This window comes from Rhodococcus sp. NPDC056516 (assembly GCF_042794655.1).
In the GTDB taxonomy this organism is placed as follows: Bacteria; Actinomycetota; Actinomycetes; order Mycobacteriales; family Mycobacteriaceae; genus Rhodococcus_F.
Genome location: NZ_JBHTTG010000004.1, coordinates 404,189 through 423,301 on the forward strand (window position 1 = coordinate 404,189; position 19,113 = coordinate 423,301).

Genomic DNA, 19,113 nt, shown 5'->3' on the forward strand with positions numbered 1-19,113 from the left:
AGCGTTCGGAATGCATCTGACACCGCGAGAACTCGACAAGCTGACAATTCTCATGTTGGCGGATGTCGCACTGAGGCGAAAGGCAAAGGGGCTCAAACTCAATCATCCGGAGTCCGTCGCAGTCATCACTGCAGCCGCTCTGGAAGGAGCTCGGGAGGGCAAGACTCTCGAGGAGGTCATGGCCGACGCATCGCACGCCTTGACGGTCGACGACGTGATGGAAGGCGTCGCAGAGATGATCCCGCGTGTGCAGGTCGAGGCGGTGTTCCTCGACGGTAGCCGGCTCGTCACCGTGCACTCCCCGATCCAGTAGCCCGACCGAGATGTCAGGAGCACTCCAAGATGGCAAGCAAATCGACGAAGAAGGATTCCAGCGGCGAGAAGAAAGTGCCGGTCGGCGGATACGTGTTGCGGGACGAGCCGATCGAACTCAACGAGGGTCGTCCACGTTTGAAGTTGCGAGTTCGAAACACCGGTGACCGTCCCATCCAGGTGGGTTCGCACTACCACTTCATGGAAGTCAATCGCGCGTTGTCCTTCGATCGTGAACAGTCCTTCGGCTGGCGCCTCGACATTCCAGCGGGCACGGCGGTCCGGTTCGAGCCGGGCGACGAGAAGGAAGTGACGTTGGTGCCGTTCGGCGGCAAGCAACGGGTTCAAGGCTTCAACGGACTTGTCGACGGTTGGGCGCCGACCCACGCCGCCTACCGGCCGAGGCTCCCCGGAGCCGTCCAGCGTGCCGAAGAACTCGGCTTCCTGTCCGAACCTCAAACCGACTGATTCTCGTTCAAGGCGGACGAAGGAGAGCAACACCCATGACAAGCATTTCGAGACAAGAGTATTCGGGTCTGTTCGGGGTCACCACGGGTGACCAGATCAGACTGGGTAATACCGACCTGTACATCGAGGTCGAGGAAGATCTTCGAACCATCGGAGACGAGTCGATCTACGGCGGCGGCAAGACGCTGCGCGACGGCATGGGCCAGGATCCGGAGTCGTGCAGCATCGACGGTGCCCTCGACCTCGTGATCACCAACGTGGTCATCGTCGATGCAACCATCGGTGTCGTCAAGGCAGACGTGGGAATCAAGGACGGCAAGATCGTCGGCTGGGGCAAGGCGGGAAACTCCAGCACGATGGAAGGCGTCACCCCGGGGCTGACCACCGGCCCGGCGACCGACGCGATTTCCGGTGAGCAGATGATCCTCACTGCCGCCGGCATCGATCCACACGTGCACCTCGTGTCACCACAGCAGGCGTACCACGCCCTCAGTGGGGGAGTGACGACGCTGATCGGTGGCGGCATCGGCCCGACCGACGGAACCAACGGCACCACCATCACTTCCGGTATCTGGAACATGGAGATGATGCTCAAGGCCAACGAGGGTTTGCCGGTCAACGTCTGCATGTTGGGCAAGGGCAACTCGTCCGGGCATCAGTCGCTGGTCGAACAGATCAAGGCCGGTGCGGCCGGTCTGAAGGTCCACGAGGACTGGGGCGCAACCCCGGCCACAATTCGTGAGTCTCTGCGGGTAGCAGACGAAATGGACGTTCAGGTCGCCATTCACACGGATACCCTCAACGAGGCCGGATACGTCGAGGACACCATCGCGGCCTTCGAAGGCCGTACCATTCACACCTATCACAGCGAGGGTGCGGGCGGAGGTCACGCACCCGACATCCTGCGAGTGACGGGCGAGGACAACGTACTTCCGGCGTCGACCAATCCGACGTTGCCGTACGGCATCAACACTCAGGCCGAACTCTTCGACATGATCATGGTCTGTCACAACCTCAATCCCAAAGTGCCCTCGGATGTTTCGTTTGCCGAGTCCCGCGTTCGCGCCGAGACGATCGGTGCCGAGAACGTACTGCAGGACATGGGTGTCATCTCGATGTTCTCGAGTGACTCACAGGCGATGGGCCGGGTCGGAGAAAACTGGCTTCGCGCGATCCAAACAGCGGACTGCATGAAGCGGTCCCGCGGCAAGCTGCCCGAGGATTCACCGACACACGACAACTTCCGCGTGTTGCGCTACGTCGCGAAGGTCACGATCAATCCAGCGTTGACGTTCGGACTTTCGCATGTGGTCGGGTCGATCGGTGTCGGGAAGATGGCGGATCTTGTTCTCTGGGAGCCCGCATTCTTCGGCGCGAAGCCGAAGACGATCATCAAGAACGGTCTGATCAGCTGGCACGCCATGGGAGATCCGAATGCGTCGCTCCCGACACCACAACCGGTGATCTACCGGCCGATGTTCGGTGGATTCGGAAAGGCGTTGCCGCAGAGTTCGGTCTCGTTCGTCTCGCGAGCAGCACTCGACGACGACATCAAGGATCGACTCGGTCTCGAACGTCAGGTTGTCGCCGTCGAGGGGACGAGAACGGTCACCAAGCGTGATCTGGTCCGTAACTCGGCTACTCCGGAAATCAAGGTGGACCCGGAGACCTTCGCGGTGACTGCGGACGGCGTCCATGCGTACGTCGAACCCGCCGAATCCATTCGCTTGAACCAACTTTACTTCTTCAGTTAGGGGTCTCCAGTGTCGGGAACAATCACACACACGCACGGCGCCGATGCGACGCCGCACACGCACGGCGAGATGACAGCGCCGAGCGGCAAGCCGACGCGAGTCGACGCGCTTCTCGGGAAGGAGACCGACGAGGAGTGGGCCGGTCGACTCGAAAAGGCTGTAGTGGACGTCTTGTCGCTCGATCAGTGGGAAGCACAGAAGAGTCGATTGCGACGCACCACGATCGGTGGCCGTGAACTGGCCGTCTCGCTCGATCGCGGTATCCAGTTGCAGGACGGCGACATTCTGCTGTGGGACGAGCCGGCGAACACCGTCGTCGTGGCCAGGATCAACCTCAAGGACGTGTTGGAGATCGACCTGAGCGCGCTGGTCGACGTCACGCCCGAGAAGATGATTCAGACGTGCTTGGAGTTGGGACATGCCGTGGGTAACCAGCACTGGCCTGCGGTGGTGAAGGGAATGAAGGTCTATGTTCCGTTGACCGTCGACAAGGCAGTCATGGGCTCGGTGATGCGGACACATGCTTTCGAGGGCATCGAGTACACCTTCATCCCGGGTGCCGAGGTCATTCCCTACATCGCTCCACACGAGGCACGCCGTTTGTTCGGTGCGGCCGCGCGTGAGGGCGAGGGGCATACCCATGACCCTCTCGTCTGAGGGATCTGGGCTCAGCATCAACCGCGCGATGCGGATGATGCAGTTTTCCGATTCCATGTTCCCGGTCGGCTCCTTCTCGTTCTCCAACGGTTTGGAATCGGCCGTGACGCAAGGAATTGTCACGGACGGTCCGTCGCTGCGGGAGTTCGTACTCTCTGCGGCGCATCAGGGCGCGACGTGCGACGGTATCGCCGTACTCGCGGCGCACCGGGGCGCGACCGCCGGTGACTTCTCGGCGATCCTCGCGGCCGATCATGCGGTGATCGAACGCAAGCTCAACGAAGAAGCACGCACGATGAGTACCCGGATGGGTAAGAAGTTGGCCGAACTCGGCGGGCGCTTGGCCGGTGAGACCCTGTTCAACAAGTGGTTGGCCGCGATCGCATCGGGGGAGACGCCGGGTACCTACCCCGTCGGCCTCGGAATTGCGTTCGCGGAGATGGGTTCCCCGGAAGAGGACGCTTTCACGGTCAATCAGTACGGTGTCGCGATGACGTTGCTCGGCGCTGCCCTTCGCATCGTCCGAGTCGATCACCTCGCGACACAGGAGATTCTGTTCGAGGTCAATCAGACCGCCGGCCGCGAGTACGACGCAGTGCGTGATTACGGACTCGACGACATGTCCAATTTCGCCCCGATGATCGACATTCTGGCTGCGGTGCACGTCAAGGCGCACGTCCGAATGTTCATGAACTAGAAGGAGAACGATGAAGAAGACAACGCGCATCGGAATCGGCGGACCCGTGGGTTCGGGTAAGACCGCGCTCATCGAGGCGATCACACCGGAGTTCATCAAGCGGGGCACCAGCGTTCTGATCATCACCAACGACGTGGTCACCACCGAAGATGCCAAGCATGTGCGCAAGGCTCTCAAAGGTGTTCTCGTGGAAGAACGTATCGTCGGTGTCGAGACGGGTGCCTGCCCACACACCGCCGTCCGCGAAGACCCGAGTATGAATCTCGCGGCCGTCGAGGACATGGAGAAGACGTTCCCCGACACCGACGTGGTGTTCATCGAAAGTGGCGGCGACAATCTGACTCTGACATTCAGTCCGGCTCTCGTCGACTTCTTCATCTACGTCATCGATGTGGCCGCAGGCGACAAGATTCCGCGCAAGAACGGTCCGGGAATCTCGCAGTCCGACATCCTGGTCATCAACAAGACCGACCTCGCACCGTACGTCAACGCCGATCTCGGCGTCATGGATCGCGACTCCAAGGGAATGCGCGGCGACAAGCCGTTTGTCTTCACCAATTGCATGACCGGGGAAGGCATCAAGGAAGTGGTGGACCTCATCGTGCACGGAGTCCTCTTCGACGAAGAGGAAGTGGGAGCGAGCGTACCGTGAGTGCACCGCCCGTCCCGGGAGCATCGCGGTCGCTCCCGGGGCCGATCCCGACCATCCCGGAACTCGATCAATACCAGGACCAGCCGAAGCAGGCGCCGGCCGGCAAGGTCGGTAAGACCGGCGTTCTCGAGATGCGATTTGTCGACCGCGGCGACAAGACGATCCTGCGGGACATGTATCGCAAGACACCGTTGCTCGTTCAGCAGGCGCTGTACTGGGACGAGGCGTTGCCAACCATGCCGTGCGTCTACATGATCTCGACGTCCGGCAGTGTGTTGCAAGGCGATCGGCTGTTCCTGACGATCGAGATGGAGCCGGGTTCCCTCGCGCACGTAACCACTCAGTCAGCCACGAAAGTCCACCGGATGGATGCCAACCACGCGTCACAACTCCAGAAAGTGGTGCTCGCGGAGAATTCGTATCTCGAACTGATGCCGGGAGTGACGATCCCACACCGTAACGCGAGGTATTACGCGCGCACCGACATCACGGTGGATCCGACTGCAACGCTGTTGTTCTCGGAGATCGTGATGCCGGGTCGCAAGTATCACGACGGCGGAGAGATATTCGTCTACGACCTGTACTCCACATTGATCAAGGCGAAGCGTCCGGACGGGAAGAATCTCTTCACCGAGAAGTTGGTGATCGAACCGGCACGCTTCCCCGTGCGATACGGCGGAATCATGGGTGACCACGACGTGTTCGGCAATGTCATCCTGCTGACACCGAAGGAGCACGCCGACGCCATTCTCGAGGAGATAGTTCCGGGCCGTGACGGCAAGGTCGTTTCCGGAGCTAGTCGGCTACCGAACGACGCCGGTCTCATCTTCAAAGTCCTCGGTCCCGAGAGCGAACCCGTCAAGGCGAAGGTTCGTGATTTCTGGGCTCTGGTACGAAAGGCAGTTCTGGACACCACCATTCCGCCCGTCCCACTCTGGGGATGACGCGGATCGCCGGATATGGATCGAGGGACGTGCGATGACCACCATCACCAAACCCTGGGACGACGTCGCGGACAAGAACGTCGTGCTCAGATTCATCGACACGAATCTCAAAGGCTCCGGACAGGTGATGTTCCAGGGCAATGCGCTGACCGGCCTGCTGTTTCTGGTCGGCATCTTCTGGGGCGCGATAGCCGCGGACACGATCACCGTCGCAATCGGTGCCGTGGTGGGTCTGGTGGTATCCACCGTCACCGGCATGATGCTGCACTCCGACGACGATTCGATGCGTATCGGCCTGTATGGATACAACGGAATTCTTGTGGGAGCTGCTTTTCCGACTTTCCTTGCCGGTGGCGTGATGCTGTGGATCTACTTGGTGGTCGGCGCCGCTGCATCGACCATCGCGTTCCTGGCTGTCGCCAATGTCTTCAAGACCTGGGGCGTACCGGCGCTGACCTTTCCGTTCAACCTCGTCAACTGGTTCTTTCTCCTGGCAGCATTCCAATTTCTTCGGATCGAAACGTCGGACCTCAGCGCGGGCCAGTTTCCTCAGCACATCGGGGACGCGTCGGCCCATGCCGACATCACCTTCAGCTTTCTGTGGGACACGCTGTTCCGCAACGTGTCCCAGATATTCCTGATCAACAACACCATTACCGGAATCATCTTCGTGATCGCGCTGCTGGTCGCGTCGCGTTGGGCGGCGGTGTTCGCGCTCATCGGTTCGGCGATAGCGATGGGTTCGGTGCTCGCGCTCGGCGCCAACACCGTCGATATCGGCAATGGTCTGTACGGGCTCAGTTCGGTGCTGACGGCAATCGCCCTGGGCTCGGTGTTCTACAACCCGTCGTGGCGCGTGTTCGTCTACACGGTCTTCGGAGTGCTGGTGACTGTTGTCATCCACGGCACCCTGGTATCTGCCTTCGCTCCGATCGGTCTGCCGGCGGGCACCGGTCCGTTCGTCTTCGCGACGTGGCTGTTCCTGTTGCCGAAGAAGAAGTTCGTTCCTGTCCAGCACGACACCATCGAGGGTGGAGCGGCCGAGGGCAAGGATTCGATCGCAAAGGCGAACGGATAGGGCTCGAACGCGCAGAAGTTCCTAGATCGTTCCGCTATGGCACCCTCGCGAACCGGTATCACTCGAGTATTGTCTGGCCGTCGGTAGTCGGGCATGGTCGAAGCATGACCGTGCAGGTAGTTGTGATGGGTGTGGCCGGTGCTGGAAAGAGCACCGTGGCAGTGGGTCTCGCCACGTCTCTCGGGGCAGACTTCGTCGACGGTGACGATCTGCACCCCGAGTCCAATGTCGCCAAAATGCGTTCGGGGACACCGTTGACCGACGAAGACCGTGTGCCGTGGCTCGACGCGATCGCGGCCTGGCTTTCAGAGCGTGCCGATGCGGGACGAACAGGCGTCGTTGCCTGTTCGGCTCTGCGAAAGGACTATCGGGGCCGGTTGCGCCCGGACGGTCTCGACGTGCAGTTCGTCCACCTGGCCGGTGATTTCGAGACTATCTCCGCACGTATGCGTTCCCGCGCCGGGCACTTCATGCCGGAGAGTCTGCTCATCTCCCAGTTCGAGGCTCTCGAACCGCTTACAGACGACGAGCGCGGCATCACGCTGAATGTCGTCTCCGAACCGAGCACACTGGTGGGCGAGGCAGTCGACTACATCCATACATCTCAGAGGAGCGTCACAGCGTGAGTAGCACCGCAAGCCCCGGCCCGTTCGACATTTCCGGGAAGGTCGCGCTGGTGACGGGTTCGAGCCGAGGCATCGGCTCGGCCCTCGCGACTGGTCTCGCCGAGGCGGGTGCGGTGGTGGTGCTCAACAGCCGAAATTCCGACGTGCTCGAAGCCGAGCGTCGACGCATCGCCGACGCGACCGGCGCAACGGTGCACGCATGCGCGTTCGACGTCACCGATTCGGCCGCCGTCCGGGATGCGGCGACACACATCGAGGCGGAGGTCGGCCCGGTCGAGATCGTTGTCAACAACACCGGCGTGCAGCACCGCGCCCCGCTTCTCGAGTTCGGCGACGACGACTTCCGGCGTGTCATGGACACCAACCTGACCAGTGCGTTCTACGTCGGACGTGAATTCGCCCGCGGCATGGTCGAGCGCGGACACGGGAAGATCGTCAACATCTGCTCGGTGCAGAGCGAGCTCGGCCGAGCGGGAATCGCACCGTACGCGGCCAGCAAGGGCGGGCTCAAGATGCTCACCCGCGGAATGTGCGCCGACTGGGCACCCTTCGGTTTGCAGATCAACGCGATCGCACCGGGATACTTCGACACCGAACTGACCTCTGCGCTGGTCAACGATCCGGAGTTCACCGCGTGGCTCGCCAAGCGGACACCCGCCGGACGTTGGGGCCGTACCGAGGAGCTGATCGGGTCGCTACTGTTCTTGGCCTCCCCGGCTTCGGATTTCGTCAACGGTCAGATCCTCTACGTCGACGGCGGAATGACGGCCGTCGTCTGATTGTCCGCTGTTAGATCGTCCGCTACTCGAACAGAAAGCACCCACATGACAGACGCCAGCGCCCCTCGCATCCACCTCGGTCCCGTCGAGGATCCTCACGTCGCCGACGGAATACGCCGAGCCGGTGGAGTTCTCGTTCCACTGGCAGACGCCGAGGGCGTCGTGTGGGTACACGGGCCGGAGACGTTCCCGTCGTCGCTACCCGATTCGGTTCGCTGGGTGCAGTTGCCGTTCGCCGGCATCGAGCCCTGGTTCGACGCCGGGGTGATCGACGACAAGCGGGTCTGGACGTCTGCTGCCGGAGCGTACGCGGGCAATGTTGCCGAACATACGATGATGCTTCTCCTCGCTGGAGTTCGTTCTCTCCCCGAACAATTGGCGGCGCAATCGTGGCGCAAGGAAGAGTTCGACCCGCGGGTGGGCACTTTGCAGGGCTCGACAGTGGCGATCATCGGTTGCGGCGGAATCGGCCGTGCGTTGATCCCGTACCTCGCCGCGTCCAAAGTCAAGGTCATCGCGATCACCCGCTCCGGGACCCCTGTCGAGGGTGCTTCCGAAACGCTCTCGGCCGACCGCACCGGCGAAATCTGGTCCAAGGCAGATCACTTCGTGATCGCAGCACCGTCGACATCCGCGACGCGGCATCTGGTCGGCAAGGCCGAACTGGACCAGATGTCGGAGTCGAGCTGGATCGTGAACATCGCGCGTGGCACCCTCGTCGACACGGACGCATTGGTCGACGCACTGGAAGCCGGTTCGATCGGCGGGGCGGCACTGGACGTCACCGATCCCGAGCCGTTGCCGGACGGGCATCGGTTGTGGAAGCTGCCCAACGCGATCATCACTCCACACGTCGCCAACCCGGCTACGACGCTTACCCGCGTCCTGGCAGATCACGTTGCAGCCAACGTCGCCCGGTTCGCCGCAGGTGAGGACCTCGCCGCCGTGATCGATCCGTCGGCGGGCTACTGACCGCTCGCGTTGGTTCCCTTCACGTAATCGGCAACGACGGTGCGCAGAACATCGCGCACCGCCTCGGCCGGTTTGGAGAGGGGCTGATTGGCCGGGGTGCCAAGGGAGACATGCACTTCGATGCCCGGCTCGATGCGTCGTAGCTCGAGCGCTTCGACGTCCATGACCCTGCGGGCCACCGACCACGGCAGAACCGTCGCACCCAATCCGGTGCGTACGGCCTCGGACAGCGTCATCACCGATTCCACTTCGGCCACGACGTTCGGTTGCTGCTCTGCACGGTCGAAAGCCTGCTCCACCACCTTGCGGATGGTGTGCATCCGACCCGGAAGCAATAGTGGCAGTTCGGCGATCTCGGGCAGGGAGATGTCGGATCCCGATTCGCCTGCCAGTCCGGTACCGAACGGCGCAACCACCACCAGCTCCTCGGTGAGCAAGCGTTCGAACGTCACACCCTTGATCGGGCCGGCGTCGTACAACAACGCCAGATCCATGCGACCGGTCATCATCGCTTCGCTGAGCACGCCACCGAAGTTCTCGTTGATGTGCAACAAGATATTCGGGTGCTGCTCGCGCACACGGGCCAAGAGCGGCAAGGCGATTGCCGTCGCGGTGCTGTACGGGGCGAGGCCGACCGAGACGCCACCCGCCAGCGCCCGTCCGACCACGGACACCTCGGCCTGAGCACTCTCCACCTGACGCAGAATCACCTGAGCATGCCGATAGAGTGCGTGCCCCGCATCGGTCGGCTCGACACCCTGTTTGCTGCGGATCAGAAGTTGCTGACCGAACTGCGTTTCCAGCGACGTCATCTGTTGGCTCAGGGCGGGTTGTGCGATGTGCAGGATGTCGGCGGCTCGGGTGATGCTGCCGGCATCGACAATTCGTACGAACGAGTAGAGCCTTCTCGTGTCCATGCTGTGCAAACTACCAGCTCAACGGACATATCGAATTCCGATCACCCCAACGCGAAACGGTATTAACAACCCTTTGGCGTTCCTGAGTAGCGTCCCAGAAACACCGAAGTCGACACACAGAACTTCGACAGTCGGACCAACCACGGGCAACGGCGCCCGTACGAACAAGTAAACGAACCGGAAGGACCGAAATGGCAACCAGCATCGATCTTGTCGCCGATCTCGGCGAAGGTTTCGGCACGTGGACCATGGGCGCCGACGATGCTCTGCTCGACACGCTGACTTCGGCCAACATCGCTTGCGGATTCCATGCAGGCGATCCACGAACCATGGATGCGACCGTGCGGGGGTGCGTATCGCGCGGTATCGGGATCGGCGCGCATCCGAGTTTTCCGGACCTCGCCGGATTCGGACGTCGCGCGATGGATCTCAGTGAGAACGAGGTCCGAACCGACGTGCTGTTCCAACTCGGCGCCCTTCACGCCTTTGCGGTCGCGAACGGAACGTCGTTGTCGCACATCGCTCCCCACGGCAAGCTCGGGAATCTTGTTGCCGTACGCCAGGATTACGCGCGCGCCGTCGTCGATGCGGTCGCGGCCTTCGATCCGTCGTTGATCGTGCTCGCCCAGGACGGGGCGTTGGCCGACGAGGCGACTGCCCGCGGATTGAGCGTCGGCATCGTCGGAATCGCGGATCGCGCATACAACTCCGACGGAACTCTCGTGCCCCGCAGCGAGCCGGGAGCGGTGATTCACGACGTCGACGTTCTGGTCGAGCGGACCGTTCGGATGGTGGTCGAGGAAGTCGTCGAAGCTGTGGACGGCACGTTGATCCCGGTTGTCGCCGATACGGTCCTCGTGCACGGTGACAACCCCGGTGCCGTCGCGAACGCGAAGGCGATTCGCGCCGCGCTCGAGGCCGCCGGTGTCACCATTGCGCCACTGACCCGGGTCGTGGCGTCACGGCGGGCCCGTGATGTCGGGTGTCCCGCGTGAAGACCTACGTCGCCGACTGCGGTGACGCCGCCGTTCGCGTCAGTGTCAGCGGCGGGACCGCCGAGCAGAACTGGAACACCGTTCGATCGATCGCTGCACGTTTCGATCTCGGTGCCGACGGCATCGTCAGCGTCATCCCGACATACGACGCCCTGCTGGTCGAGTTCGACAACCTCCTCACCGACCACGACGCCGTCCGCGGCCTGGTTCGCGAAGCAACGACTATCCCCCGACCACTGGAAGGTGAACCTAGGACGTTCGAGATCCCCGTCGTCTACGGGGGCGAACACGGCCCGGACCTGGGTGAGACAGCGCGGTTCCTCGGCGTCACCGAAGCCGAAGTGGTGCGCCTTCACTCCGCAGCCCCGTTGGTCATGCGTTGCTACGGCTCACCCGGCGGCGCCCCGATGCTCGACGGCCCGGCGTTCGGCCTTCCCATCCCGCGCCGATCGAGCCCGCGACCGCACGTCGCGGCCGGTTCCGTTGCGGTGGCCGGACGTCAGGCAGTCGTTTCGGCCAGGCCTGCGCCCGGCGGTTGGGCAGTGATCGGCCGGACCCCGCTCATCTTGGTCGATCCGGCGTCGGAGCAGATTTCTGCCTACCGCCCGGGCGATCTGTTCGTCTTCCGCGCGATCGACGCCGATCGCTGGGACGAATTCGACGGACGCTCGCTCCTGCCCTTAGGGGGTGATCCCCATGGCTGAGACCGTCACCGTCCTGACTCCCGGAATCAGCTCCGTCCAGGATTTGGGGCGTGGATCGGCGTCACAGTTCGGTCAGGCGACGGGCGGCGCAGCCGACCAGATCAGCGCGGAGATCGCCAACGCGTTGGTGGGTAGTAGGCGCGAGGCCCCGCTACTGGAGTTGACGGCCCTCGACTTTTCAGCGTCGGCGTCCACGGATCTGCTGATCGCCGTCACGGGTGCACCCGCAACGGTGACCGTGGACGGACATCGGCAACCGCAGTGGGAACCGATCGTCTGGCGAGCCGGTCAGCGGCTTGCCGTAACCGGAATCCACGACGGATTGCGCGTCTACGTCGCCGTCCACGGAGAGCTGACGGCCGACTACCTCCTGGGCAGCTGCGCTCCCGACCAGGTCCTCGGATTCGGCCGTCACTTGACCGCGGGGGAGACGCTGGTCGTCGACACCGACTGCCCGCCGATCGACCACCCGGTCTTCCGGCTACCGCTGTTCCGGTTGTTGCCCGACCGACCGTCCTTCGGCAACGTGTGGACGCTCGACGTGACCGACGGCCCCGACATCGACGACTTCGGGGAGAGTGCAGCCGCGCTGTTCGGCACCGAATTCGTGGTGGGCGATCAGAGCAATCACATCGGGCTTCGGCTGGCATCTACCGATGAGCAGCCGCTCCCACAGCGCACCGGCACCGGCGAGGTCCTCTCGCGCGGCGTCCCCATCGGTGCCGTCGAAGTACCCGCTGGCAACGAACTTCTGGTCCTGCATCGAGGTAGAGGCGTCACCGCCGGTTATCCGGTGCTGGCAGTCGTCACCACCGTTTCACTCTCACAGCTGGGACAGGCCCGACCCGGGCACCGCGTCCGATTCCGGAACTGCAGCGTCGCAACGGCGGTTGCAGAGCACCGCGAACAGCAGCACCGCATCGCCTTGCTGAGGCGGCGTGTGGAGAACGTATTCACCACCCTCCGGATACCTCTTCACACCTCGGAAGCCCGAGTACCGAGCCACGTCGGCACCACACGCCCCGCGAGCGCTCCGCGCCGCGCGTCTATTTTGGAGACAGCATGACCAACACCATCGAAGCGGTAGACGGCCAGGTAGCCGACCCGCGCAAGGTCCGGAAAGTCGTCGCAGCGGGCTGCGTCGGCATCTTCGTCGAGCTCTACGACAACGGTGTCTTCGCGTTCATGGCGACGGCACTGGCCATCGTGTTCTTCGACGTATCGAAGTCGAGCGACGCGCTGATGCTGGTGTTCGCCGGCTACGCGGTCTCGTTCTTCGTTCGGCCCCTCGGCGCGGTGGTCTGCGGCATCCTCGGCGACCGGATCGGTCGACAGAAGATGCTGGTGTTCGTCATCATGCTGATCAGCGTGGCGACCGCCGGTATCGGCTTGCTGCCCACCTACGCGGCCATCGGTATCGCGGCACCGGCACTGCTGATCTTTCTGCGGATCGTGCAGGGATTCTCCGTCGGTGGTGAAGCTGCCGGCGCCATGACGTTCCTCGCCGAACACGCCCCAGAAGGCAAGCGCGGCTTGATCACGAGCTACGCGCAGATCGCGTCGTTCCTCGCCCTGCTGACCGGAACGATGATCGCGTTTGCCATGTCGCCGTGGCTCAACGCCGACGCGATCAACGGCGGCGGACTCGCATCGTGGGCGTGGCGCATCCCGTTCCTCATGGCCATTCCGATGGGAATCATCGGCTGGTACATCCGCCGCGCGATCTCCGATACCCCGAACTTCGAGCGGCTCAAGGAATCCGGCGGTTTGTCGCGCAATCCGCTCAAGGAAGCATTCTCCACTCCCGAACACCGTCGCGCCATGATCCTCGCCCTGTTCATCCCCTTGATGAATGGTTCCGGCTACTACGTTCTGTTCTCGTACATGCCCACGTTCCTCAAAGGCGATCAGATCGGATTCTCGACCGGGACAGCGCTTCTCGTCACCGCATCCAGCCTGGTCGCGATCTGCTTCGCGATTCCGTTCATGGGTGCTCTCTCCGACCGGATCGGTCGCAAGAAGGTCATCGCCGGTGCAGCTGCGGCAATGGCGATCGGAGCGATCCCCTGCTATGCCATGATCGTGACCGGCAACGTCGGCCTCGCCGTTCTCGGTGCCTGCCTCATGGCAGTGATCTTCGCCGGGCACACAGCCGTCATCCACATCCTGATCGTCGAACTGTTCCCCACGCGGGTTCGCTACTCCGCCTACGGTTTGGGTTACAACATCTCGTCCGCACTCTTCGGTGGTACCGCACCGTTGTTGATGACCTGGTTGATCCCCGAATTCGGTATCTACGTTCCCGCCTTCTACGCGGTCATCACTGCAATCGGCACGCTGATCGCGGTCAGCACCATCACCGATCGCGCCCACGTTCCGCTACGCGACACTCTGTGACTTCTCGCGTGAGTCACTCCTGATCCGGCCCGGTGGCCGCCTGCAGTCCGCGGCGGCCGCCGGGTCATACCAATTTCTTCCTGTAGGAGCACACAATGCCTTTCTCCGATTACCGCACAGCTCTCGTCACCGGCGCCAACACCGGAATGGGTGCCGCCGTCACCGAGATGTTCACCAAGCGCGGACTGACGGTCTACGGCGTCGCCCGCAATGCCGACAAGCTCGGTGAGGTTGCCGATCGCACCGGAATGATCCCTCTGCCCGTGGACATCACCGACACCGCCGCGCTCGCCGAAGCTGTCGGCGGACTGGAGATCGACATCCTCGTCAACAACGCGGGGGTGTCCGCAACCGGAAACATTCTCGACGCCGAAGAAGCATCGGTCGACGCGATGGTGGACGTGAATCTTCGTGCGGTGCTGCACCTGTGCCGCATTCTGCTGCCGGGAATGGTGGAGCGCGATCTAGGTCATGTCGTCAACATCAGCTCCATCGCCGGCCTGTACAACTTCTACGGCCACACTGCCTACCACGCGACCAAGGCTGCGGTGCACCAGATTTCGCGCCAGCTGCGAAACGACTGCATCGGCAAGCGGATTCGAGTGACCGAGATCTGCCCCGGCCGGGTCGAGACCGAGATCTTCGGTCGCAACCTCGGCGGCACGCCCGAAGCCATGAAGGAAGCGTGGGAGACCTTCTACGAAGGCTACGAATCCATCACTACCAAGGACATCGCGGATACCATCGAGTTCGCGATCGACGCCCCTGGTCACGTCAATCTTGGTCTCATCGAGGTGCTCCCCACCTTCCAGGTGCCCGGTGGCCTCGACTTCATCCGTCGCAACGACTGAGAGAGCGCATCATGAGTTTTGTACTACCGGAAACGACGCTCGGAGTGGTGGCCCATGCGGCAGGTGACCTGCGGGTCGAGCATGTTGCGTTGACTGCGCCGACCGCCGAGCAGGCAGTGATCGAGATCGCTTACGGCGGTGTGTGTGGATCAGATCTGCACTACTGGACGCACGGCGCGGCGGGGGAGTCGATTCTGAAGGCACCGATGCTGCTCGGTCACGAGGTGGTCGGCACGGTCGTGACGGCCGCGGCGGACGGAACGGGGCCGGCAGTTGGAACTTCCGTGGCCGTACACCCCGCAACGCCCGGTGGGACCGCGCCTCGGTTCCCGAGCGATCGGCCCAACCTCTCGCCCTGCTGCACATACCTGGGAAGTGCAGCGCAGTACCCACACACCGAGGGCGCCTTCGTGAAATACGCAGTGCTCCCGACGCGCATGCTCCGGGAACTGCCCGAGGGGTTGGACCTGCGGACTGCGTCGGTAGCCGAACCGGCAAGCGTTGCCTGGCACGCTGTTTCGCGAGCGGGAGACGTACGCGCGAAGAAGGCGCTGGTCGTCGGCTGCGGGCCCATCGGCGCACTGGTCGTGGCTGTGCTCAGACGAGCAGGCGCGCAGTCGATCACCGCGGTCGACGTGCACGACGTTCCGCTGCAGATCGCGTCGACGCTCGGTGCGGATCGGGTTCTCGAGGCCACCGACGCCGAGGCAGTCGCCGCATCCGATGCCGACGTGGTCGTCGAGTGCACCGGCAATCATCGCGGGCTCGAATCCGCTATTCGCGGGGCGACGCGCGGTGGACGGGTGGTCATGCTCGGGCTTCTTCCGTCCGGACCTCAACCGGTACACATTTCGCTGGCGATCACGCGAGAGTTGGAGTTGGTGGGCTCATTCCGCTTCAACGACGAAATCGACGAGGTGCTGCTCGCCCTCGCCGACGGTTCGCTTGCTGTCGATGCTGTTCTCACACACGAATATCCGGTCGAGGAAGCTCTGGAAGCCTTCGCAGTCGCCAAGGATGCTTCGGTGTCGGGGAAGGTGCTGTTGCGGTTCTGAGTCCTTCGACCCTGTGCGCCTTTATTAACCGCGGGCGGTTAATAAAGGCGCACAGCAGGTTATTCGACCACCAGGCCCTTGGCTTCCAGCAGGGCAGTCAGATTGCTCACCTCGAGTGGGGTCTCGCCCCGCTTGTAACGCTCGATGTACCCGGCTTCGGCTTCGTCACGGGCACGCGAGAGTTCGATTGCCTCGGCAACCTCCTCGCGGCGGACCACGACAACGCCGTCGCAGTCACCCTTGACGACGTCACCGGGATAAATGACCTGTTCTCCGAAGACCAGGGGATGGTTGATCGGGCCGAGAGATTCCTTGACGGTTCCCTCGATGTACACGTGCTTGGAGAAGACGGGGAATCCGAGTTCGCGGATCTCCCGGGTATCGCGCACTCCGCCGTCGGTGACCAGTGCGGTAATGCCGCGCGCAACACAGGCATTGGCGAGGACATCGCCGAACTGGCCGGCGGCTTGATCACCTGAAGAGACGATCAGGACGTCACCCGGCTGTGCGTAGCTGATCGCAACCTGCAGCATGAGGTTGTCACGGGGATGGCACTTGACTGTGAAGGCGGAGCCGCAGAACTTCATGTCGCGGTCGATCGGTTTGATCGCCGGATGCAGCGACCCCTTACGTCCCTGTGCCTCGTGAATCGTGGCCGCGGAGAACGTCCCCAGTTCGGCAATCAGGTCCTTGTCCGCGCGATCAATTTTCGTCTTGACGTGAATCATCTTGTACTCCAGAAAGTATGAAAGATCAGGAAAGGCGTTCGACTGCCGCGGCGATCTGTGCCGCGGCCTTTTCGAGGACGGCCTCGGAGGTGGCGAAGGAGATACGGAAGTACGGCGATGCGCCGTAAGCCGAACCCTGAATGGTGGCAACCGACGCCTCGTCGAGGAGATAGAGGACGAGATCCTGGTCGGACTCGATCACGGTGCCATCCGGGGTCTGCTTGCCGATCAAGCCGGCACAGTTGACGAACAGGTAGAACGCGCCCTGCGGCACGACGGGCTCGAGCCCGGGGACAACACTGAGGAGGTGAGCCGAGAGGTCGCGTCGTCGTCGGTAACTTCGTACGGATTCGGTGAGGAAACTCTGGTCGCCGGTAAGGGCTTCCACGGCTGCGGCCTGGCTGATCGAGGACGGGCAGGAAGAACTCTGACCCTGCAGTTTGTTGACGGCGCCGATCAATCCGGAATTTCCGAGTCCGTATCCGAGTCGCCACCCGGTCATGGCATGAGACTTGGAGACTCCGTTGGTGACCAGTACCTGATCACGGAGGTGCGGAGCGACCTGCAGCAGACTCGGGATCGGAGCGTCGCCGAAGTTGATCTCGTCGTAGATCTCGTCCACCAACACACTGACATGGGGATTGGCCTCGATCACTTCGGCGAGGGCCTGCAGCTGCTCGCGGGTGTACACAGATCCGGTGGGGTTGCCCGGGGCATTGAGGATGACCCACTTGGTGTTCGAAGTGATTGCAGCGGATAGTGCTTCGGCTGTGAGAAGAAAGTTGTCGGACTCCTCGCACTGAACGATCACCGGAGTTCCGTCGTGAGCGAGGACCATATCCGGGTACGAAACCCAGTAAGGGGCGGGAACGATAACCTCGACGCCGGCTTCGACCGTCGCCATGAGAGCGAGGAAGATGACCTGTTTCGCGCCGCCGCCGACGGTGATCTGGTTGTCCGCGTACTGGATTCCGGTTCGCGAAGCCGCGCGTGCTGCGATTGCCTCGCGTAGAGCCGGGATGCCGTTGACTGCGGTGTACTTGGTCTGACCCGTGTTGATCGCAGTGATCGCCGCAGACTTGATGTTGTCGGGTGTGTCGAAATCGGGCTCCCCGACGGTCAGGTCGAGTATTTCACGGCCCTGGGCCTTCAGCTCGCGCACTCGTTGTGCGGCAGCCACACTCGGCGACTCCCTGATTCTGTCGACGCGCGCAGCCGGAACGAAAGTCGCCATGATGGTCTGCTCCTGGGTCCGGGGTGAGCGTGGATTCCCGTCGTCGACGAGCCACAGTTCTCACTCGGTGATCCGTTCGACCATAGGGTCCTACCAGGGCATCTGACCAAGACCGAACCGTTGTGGCCCGATAAGCAAACGTGATGGAGCGGCGACGGAATCAGACCGACAGAACGCGCAGATCCTCGAGACCGTCCACGACGGGAACGCGCCACGACGCAAGCTCTTCCGGTCCCTGCTCGTCCCACAGTTCGAACAGTTCCGAATCGGTCGATGCGATGGTGCGCTCCACCATCTCGATCAGCCAGGTGAGCCGTTCACTGGTCAGGGCCGCGGCGAAGGAGTCGAGGTCGAGGTCTTGGGCGGCAGGGTCACGCTTGCGATCGGCGCGCACGATCAGCACCAATTCGAGTAAGGCGACGGCGATTTGGCCGCCGTCGACCTCGAGGTAGTCGTCTTCGAATGCCCACTCCACCGATTCGAAGGTGAAATCACCGTGCCCGATGGACGCGATCAAATCCCCTGCACCGTCGTTCTCGAACGGTCCCGATCCCCACGCGCCCACTGTCTGCTCTTTTCCGATTGCGGTCTCAGCGCGCTTCGAGCGCGATCTTTGCTCCGAATCCTAGAAGAACTGTTCCGGTTATGCGCTCCAGTGCCTGTCGCACTCGGGGCTTCTCGAAGGTGCTACGTGCCCGCGAGAGAAGGACGACGTAGCCGCTGAGCCACACGATGGTGATGGCTGCGTGGATGAGCACCAGCAGTGCAAGCGACGGTCCTGTGGGCCATCCGGCCGGAACCAACTGTGGCAACAGTCCGGTGTAGAAGACGGCGATCTTGGGGTTGAGCAGGTTGGTGGTGAAGCCCGTCTTCCACGTTCCGGCTTTCTGCGACCGTGGAGTGCCGACATCGTGTTGCATGCGCGAAGACCGGCTCTCCCACAGTGCTCGTACCCCGAGATAGATCAGATAGGCGGCGCCCGCGAGCTTGACGACGGTGTAAGCCTCGGCGGATGCGGCCAGGATCGCTGAAAGCCCGAGAACGGTCAGCAGCCCCCACACGAGGAGGCCGGAGACTATGCCGGCCGCTACCCGAAATCCGGCGGATCTTCCGGCGCCGAGAGCAGCCTGTGTCACGACGGCCATGTCGGGCCCCGGGACCAGAGTCAGTAGGGCGAGCACAGCTGTGGCGGCGAGCAGAGCGGTCAGCATGCAACAAGTATGAAGTCGGGGTGGGGAGCACAGTCGGGCGGTGGTGTCGTGCCTGTGAACAAAGAGTGGCGCGGCGGTGTGA

The 19,113-nt window shown here is 62.7% G+C and carries 22 protein-coding genes; 17 read left to right on the forward strand and 5 right to left on the reverse strand.

Going from position 1 to position 19,113, the window contains the following annotated elements; translation table 11 throughout:
* Positions 1 to 10: 10 nt before the first annotated feature.
* The 11 genes from ACFQ6Y_RS14715 to ACFQ6Y_RS14765 all read left to right on the forward strand — a co-directional run bounded on the left by ACFQ6Y_RS14715 (position 11) and on the right by ACFQ6Y_RS14765 (position 8,939).
* Positions 11 to 313 carry an urease subunit gamma gene (locus ACFQ6Y_RS14715; protein WP_003943837.1) on the forward strand — a complete coding sequence of 101 codons (303 nt, stop codon included), beginning with the start codon at positions 11 to 13 and terminating at the stop codon, positions 311 to 313.
* Positions 314 to 342: 29 nt separating this feature from the next.
* Positions 343 to 780, forward strand: coding sequence for an urease subunit beta (locus ACFQ6Y_RS14720; protein ID WP_378536654.1), 438 nt, complete (start codon positions 343 to 345; stop codon positions 778 to 780).
* Between the two features lie 35 nt (positions 781 to 815).
* Entirely contained in the window at positions 816 to 2,534 is a 1,719-nt protein-coding gene (locus ACFQ6Y_RS14725) for an urease subunit alpha (protein ID WP_378633798.1), read from the forward strand.
* 9 nt (positions 2,535 to 2,543) lie between these two features.
* On the forward strand, positions 2,544 to 3,191 hold the full coding sequence (gene ureE, locus ACFQ6Y_RS14730) for an urease accessory protein UreE (RefSeq protein ID WP_003943839.1): 648 nt from the start codon (positions 2,544 to 2,546) through the stop codon (positions 3,189 to 3,191).
* The gene (locus tag ACFQ6Y_RS14735; protein WP_378633803.1) at positions 3,175 to 3,888 is read left to right on the forward strand and encodes an urease accessory protein UreF; all 714 of its coding nucleotides are present in this window, start codon (positions 3,175 to 3,177) and stop codon (positions 3,886 to 3,888) included. Before ureE ends, ACFQ6Y_RS14735 begins: the two co-directional genes overlap by 17 nt.
* Before the next feature lie 10 nt (positions 3,889 to 3,898).
* Positions 3,899 to 4,540: an urease accessory protein UreG gene (gene ureG, locus ACFQ6Y_RS14740; RefSeq protein WP_003943822.1), complete on the forward strand. Its 642-nt coding sequence runs from the start codon at positions 3,899 to 3,901 to the stop codon at positions 4,538 to 4,540.
* Positions 4,537 to 5,484: an urease accessory protein UreD gene (locus ACFQ6Y_RS14745; protein WP_378536659.1), complete on the forward strand. Its 948-nt coding sequence runs from the start codon at positions 4,537 to 4,539 to the stop codon at positions 5,482 to 5,484. The genes ureG and ACFQ6Y_RS14745 overlap by 4 nt, the downstream gene beginning before the upstream one ends.
* A 34-nt stretch (positions 5,485 to 5,518) precedes the next feature.
* The gene (gene yut, locus ACFQ6Y_RS14750) at positions 5,519 to 6,562 is read left to right on the forward strand and encodes an urea transporter (protein WP_378633806.1); all 1,044 of its coding nucleotides are present in this window, start codon (positions 5,519 to 5,521) and stop codon (positions 6,560 to 6,562) included.
* A gap of 104 nt (positions 6,563 to 6,666) precedes the next feature.
* The gene (locus ACFQ6Y_RS14755; protein ID WP_064442978.1) at positions 6,667 to 7,188 is read left to right on the forward strand and encodes a gluconokinase; all 522 of its coding nucleotides are present in this window, start codon (positions 6,667 to 6,669) and stop codon (positions 7,186 to 7,188) included.
* The gene (locus tag ACFQ6Y_RS14760) at positions 7,185 to 7,967 is read left to right on the forward strand and encodes an SDR family oxidoreductase (RefSeq protein WP_378633813.1); all 783 of its coding nucleotides are present in this window, start codon (positions 7,185 to 7,187) and stop codon (positions 7,965 to 7,967) included. The genes ACFQ6Y_RS14755 and ACFQ6Y_RS14760 overlap by 4 nt, the downstream gene beginning before the upstream one ends.
* Positions 7,968 to 8,012: 45 nt before the next feature.
* Positions 8,013 to 8,939: a D-isomer specific 2-hydroxyacid dehydrogenase family protein gene (locus tag ACFQ6Y_RS14765; RefSeq protein WP_007731707.1), complete on the forward strand. Its 927-nt coding sequence runs from the start codon at positions 8,013 to 8,015 to the stop codon at positions 8,937 to 8,939.
* Here the strand turns inward: ACFQ6Y_RS14765 and nac are convergent.
* Positions 8,933 to 9,856, reverse strand: a complete 924-nt coding sequence (gene nac, locus ACFQ6Y_RS14770; RefSeq protein WP_030535780.1) for a nitrogen assimilation transcriptional regulator NAC — start codon at positions 9,854 to 9,856, stop codon at positions 8,933 to 8,935. The two genes, ACFQ6Y_RS14765 and nac, sit on opposite strands and share 7 nt — an antisense overlap.
* 191 nt (positions 9,857 to 10,047) lie before the next feature.
* Here nac and ACFQ6Y_RS14775 point away from each other — a divergent pair, with 191 nt between their 5' ends.
* From ACFQ6Y_RS14775 to ACFQ6Y_RS14800, 6 genes are all read left to right on the forward strand, one after another.
* Complete coding sequence (locus ACFQ6Y_RS14775; protein WP_054827080.1) at positions 10,048 to 10,851, forward strand: LamB/YcsF family protein; 804 nt, start codon at positions 10,048 to 10,050, stop codon at positions 10,849 to 10,851.
* Entirely contained in the window at positions 10,848 to 11,555 is a 708-nt protein-coding gene (locus ACFQ6Y_RS14780) for an allophanate hydrolase subunit 1 (RefSeq protein WP_378633817.1), read from the forward strand. Before ACFQ6Y_RS14775 ends, ACFQ6Y_RS14780 begins: the two co-directional genes overlap by 4 nt.
* A complete protein-coding gene (locus tag ACFQ6Y_RS14785; protein WP_007731701.1) occupies positions 11,548 to 12,621 on the forward strand; it encodes a biotin-dependent carboxyltransferase family protein in 1,074 nt (357 codons plus the stop codon). The genes ACFQ6Y_RS14780 and ACFQ6Y_RS14785 overlap by 8 nt, the downstream gene beginning before the upstream one ends.
* A complete protein-coding gene (locus ACFQ6Y_RS14790; RefSeq protein ID WP_047271513.1) occupies positions 12,618 to 13,952 on the forward strand; it encodes an MFS transporter in 1,335 nt (444 codons plus the stop codon). Before ACFQ6Y_RS14785 ends, ACFQ6Y_RS14790 begins: the two co-directional genes overlap by 4 nt.
* Positions 13,953 to 14,047: 95 nt before the next feature.
* Positions 14,048 to 14,803, forward strand: coding sequence for an SDR family oxidoreductase (locus tag ACFQ6Y_RS14795; protein ID WP_007731698.1), 756 nt, complete (start codon positions 14,048 to 14,050; stop codon positions 14,801 to 14,803).
* Between the two features lie 11 nt (positions 14,804 to 14,814).
* Entirely contained in the window at positions 14,815 to 15,858 is a 1,044-nt protein-coding gene (locus ACFQ6Y_RS14800) for an L-idonate 5-dehydrogenase (protein WP_378633821.1), read from the forward strand.
* A 59-nt stretch (positions 15,859 to 15,917) separates the two neighbouring features.
* Here ACFQ6Y_RS14800 and ACFQ6Y_RS14805 read toward each other — a convergent pair whose 3' ends face one another.
* The 4 genes from ACFQ6Y_RS14805 to ACFQ6Y_RS14820 form a co-directional block, all read right to left on the reverse strand.
* On the reverse strand, positions 15,918 to 16,586 hold the full coding sequence (locus ACFQ6Y_RS14805; RefSeq protein WP_007731695.1) for a 4-carboxy-4-hydroxy-2-oxoadipate aldolase/oxaloacetate decarboxylase: 669 nt from the start codon (positions 16,584 to 16,586) through the stop codon (positions 15,918 to 15,920).
* A gap of 25 nt (positions 16,587 to 16,611) precedes the next feature.
* On the reverse strand, positions 16,612 to 17,820 hold the full coding sequence (locus ACFQ6Y_RS14810; protein WP_007731694.1) for an aspartate transaminase: 1,209 nt from the start codon (positions 17,818 to 17,820) through the stop codon (positions 16,612 to 16,614).
* A 160-nt stretch (positions 17,821 to 17,980) separates the two neighbouring features.
* Positions 17,981 to 18,385: a DUF4259 domain-containing protein gene (locus tag ACFQ6Y_RS14815; protein ID WP_378633826.1), complete on the reverse strand. Its 405-nt coding sequence runs from the start codon at positions 18,383 to 18,385 to the stop codon at positions 17,981 to 17,983.
* A 25-nt stretch (positions 18,386 to 18,410) separates the two neighbouring features.
* On the reverse strand, positions 18,411 to 19,031 hold the full coding sequence (locus ACFQ6Y_RS14820; RefSeq protein WP_378536672.1) for a LysE family translocator: 621 nt from the start codon (positions 19,029 to 19,031) through the stop codon (positions 18,411 to 18,413).
* Between the last annotated feature and the right edge of the window lie 82 nt (positions 19,032 to 19,113).

Bases quoted from the DNA above. Each gene is read 5' to 3' on its own strand.
- nac (WP_030535780.1), bottom strand. From the start codon at position 9,856: ATGGACACGAGAAGGCTCTACTCGTTCGTACGAATTGTCGATGCCGGC.
- ACFQ6Y_RS14785 (WP_007731701.1), top strand. From the start codon at position 11,548: ATGGCTGAGACCGTCACCGTCCTGACTCCCGGAATCAGCTCCGTCCAG.
- ACFQ6Y_RS14790 (WP_047271513.1), top strand. From the start codon at position 12,618: ATGACCAACACCATCGAAGCGGTAGACGGCCAGGTAGCCGACCCGCGC.
- ACFQ6Y_RS14795 (WP_007731698.1), top strand. From the start codon at position 14,048: ATGCCTTTCTCCGATTACCGCACAGCTCTCGTCACCGGCGCCAACACC.
- ACFQ6Y_RS14755 (WP_064442978.1), top strand. From the start codon at position 6,667: ATGACCGTGCAGGTAGTTGTGATGGGTGTGGCCGGTGCTGGAAAGAGC.
- ACFQ6Y_RS14720 (WP_378536654.1), top strand. From the start codon at position 343: ATGGCAAGCAAATCGACGAAGAAGGATTCCAGCGGCGAGAAGAAAGTG.
- ureG (WP_003943822.1), top strand. From the start codon at position 3,899: ATGAAGAAGACAACGCGCATCGGAATCGGCGGACCCGTGGGTTCGGGT.
- ACFQ6Y_RS14765 (WP_007731707.1), top strand. From the start codon at position 8,013: ATGACAGACGCCAGCGCCCCTCGCATCCACCTCGGTCCCGTCGAGGAT.
- ACFQ6Y_RS14725 (WP_378633798.1), top strand. From the start codon at position 816: ATGACAAGCATTTCGAGACAAGAGTATTCGGGTCTGTTCGGGGTCACC.
- ACFQ6Y_RS14810 (WP_007731694.1), bottom strand. From the start codon at position 17,820: ATGGCGACTTTCGTTCCGGCTGCGCGCGTCGACAGAATCAGGGAGTCG.
- ACFQ6Y_RS14805 (WP_007731695.1), bottom strand. From the start codon at position 16,586: ATGATTCACGTCAAGACGAAAATTGATCGCGCGGACAAGGACCTGATT.
- ACFQ6Y_RS14775 (WP_054827080.1), top strand. From the start codon at position 10,048: ATGGCAACCAGCATCGATCTTGTCGCCGATCTCGGCGAAGGTTTCGGC.
- ACFQ6Y_RS14715 (WP_003943837.1), top strand. From the start codon at position 11: ATGCATCTGACACCGCGAGAACTCGACAAGCTGACAATTCTCATGTTG.
- ACFQ6Y_RS14820 (WP_378536672.1), bottom strand. From the start codon at position 19,031: ATGCTGACCGCTCTGCTCGCCGCCACAGCTGTGCTCGCCCTACTGACT.
- yut (WP_378633806.1), top strand. From the start codon at position 5,519: ATGACCACCATCACCAAACCCTGGGACGACGTCGCGGACAAGAACGTC.
- ACFQ6Y_RS14800 (WP_378633821.1), top strand. From the start codon at position 14,815: ATGAGTTTTGTACTACCGGAAACGACGCTCGGAGTGGTGGCCCATGCG.
- ACFQ6Y_RS14735 (WP_378633803.1), top strand. From the start codon at position 3,175: ATGACCCTCTCGTCTGAGGGATCTGGGCTCAGCATCAACCGCGCGATG.